Raw genomic sequence first — 1848 nt, forward strand, 5'->3', positions numbered from 1 at the left:
TTTTCCTTGTTTTTCCCAAGTTCAATTGCAAGCTCCTTCATACCTGCAAATTCATAGATCCAACCCATAAAGAATAGAACTGTGTCATTTTCACCTATGTTATATGTATTCCTTATATTGGAATCATCAAGTTGAGGGTCAAAGTCATTTAAATCAATTCCAGCATCAATTAAAATGGTTTCATTTGGATTTGCACCTAAATCTATTGCCAGTTCTTTAAGCTTTTGATTGATAGTGATGACAAGGTCAGAACGTTCTATAGCCTTCATGTTGATTCTCTTTCCAAATGACTGAAATGCCTTTTCTGGAATAAGTGCATATAACACATCAATCAAATAGTATACAAATGGAATATTATGTTCTTTGGCAAGCTTTGAACCTGTGTATGCATTAAGCAAACCTAAACCCATTATGATATCCGGCTTGAACTCTTCAATTTGCCTTTTGATTTCCTTTTTGTGAGTGAAATATAATGATGCGTAGTTTAAGGCTGGTTTCTTAATAAATGAAGGTCTGATAACTTGAATGTCAGCTTCAGGTTTAACTTTAAACACATTGTCATGCACTTCCCTCTTAAAGATGAATCCATCAGGATCTTCCTTCGGCCAGTCAATAGGATAATCTATTACCTTTACTTCATGTCCACGCAGTACCATCCTATCCATCAAATGGTGCTGTTGATGTGGATTTCTCTTTAACCAGTCTGATTCTTGAACTACCAATATTTTCATATGCTCACCAAATTCCATCTACAATTTAACATTTGTCATTTTTTATTTAAATAGATAAAGAATATTTATTAAAAAAACTATTTATACGATGAGATATAGAATAAAGTTTTTATCAAAACAAAAGAATAGTAAAATTAATATTAGGATTAATATTAAGATTAATTAAGCATTAAAACAAAATTAAAATATAACATCACAATTATAAGGAGAAAAAATATGAAAATTTGCCTTTATGGTGCAGGAAGCACTCAAATAAAATCAAAATATTCTGAAGAATCATACAAGTTAGGAGAGGAAATAGCTAAAAGAGGACATTCCCTTGTATTTGGAGGAGGTTCCACAGGAGTGATGGGTGCTGTATCCAAAGGAGTCATAGACAATAATGGAAAGGTCTTAGGAATTGCACCGGAATGGATGGAAGAATATGAAGGAATGTGTAAGGAATGTGATGAGTTTATTTACACAAAGTCAATGGATGAGAGAAAAAGCCTTTTCTTAAAACATTCTGATGCCTTTATAATAGCTCCTGGAGGAATAGGGACACTTGATGAATTCTTTGAAATAATTGTTTTAAGAAAGTTACAAAGGCATGACAAAAAGATTATTGTTTTCAATATGTTCGGTTATTATGATCCTATGTTTGAAATGATTGATTTCATGATTGAAGAAGGATTTATGAAAGAGGAAATTGATAAAAACACATTTAAAATAGCAGATACCATTGAAAAAGTTTTTAAACTTTTAGAAAATGAATAAAAAAAGAATATTGTTTAAAATAAAAATAAAAATTAAAAAGGATAATAATAATAAAAATTAAATGAAAATTAAAATTAAAATTTAAAATATAAACTCTTGACTTTTCTTATGTTTATAGCTTATTCCAAAAGAGTCAATAGCTAATCTTCTTAAAATCTCCAAATCATTATCATCAATATGAACTGTTTTTTCCCAGTCCTTTTCAAGAGAGGCTATTTTTTCTAAAGTATCAATACCCTTGTCAGTTAAAGAACAGTCATATGGAAGACCATTATCTGGACTTAAATCTATTTCAATCAAACCTTTTTTTGCTAGTTTTTCATATCTTTTTAAATATAGGTCCAAATGTAAATTAAATAGA

At 29.6% G+C, this 1848-nt stretch carries 3 protein-coding genes; 1 reads left to right on the forward strand and 2 read right to left on the reverse strand.

What is annotated here, in order from left to right:
- On the reverse strand, positions 1–731 hold a 731-nt coding region (locus ACKI67_RS06660; RefSeq protein WP_407462673.1), incomplete at its 3' end, for a glycosyltransferase.
- Positions 732–947: 216 nt separating this feature from the next.
- Between ACKI67_RS06660 and ACKI67_RS06665 the strand changes: the two genes are divergently transcribed.
- Positions 948–1487 carry a TIGR00730 family Rossman fold protein gene (locus ACKI67_RS06665; protein WP_407462675.1) on the forward strand — a complete coding sequence of 180 codons (540 nt, stop codon included), beginning with the start codon at positions 948–950 and terminating at the stop codon, positions 1485–1487.
- 81 nt (positions 1488–1568) lie between these two features.
- Here ACKI67_RS06665 and ACKI67_RS06670 read toward each other — a convergent pair.
- Positions 1569–1848, reverse strand: a 280-nt coding sequence (locus ACKI67_RS06670) for a hypothetical protein (protein WP_407462676.1), incomplete at its 5' end; no start/stop codon positions are given.

The sequence above is a fragment of the Methanobrevibacter sp. genome, assembly GCF_045577275.1.
GTDB lineage: Archaea > Methanobacteriota > Methanobacteria > Methanobacteriales > Methanobacteriaceae > Methanobrevibacter.

Excerpts from the sequence above, each read along its gene's own strand:
- ACKI67_RS06665 (WP_407462675.1), top strand. The coding sequence starts at position 948 with ATGAAAATTTGCCTTTATGGTGCAGGAAGCACTCAAATAAAATCAAAA.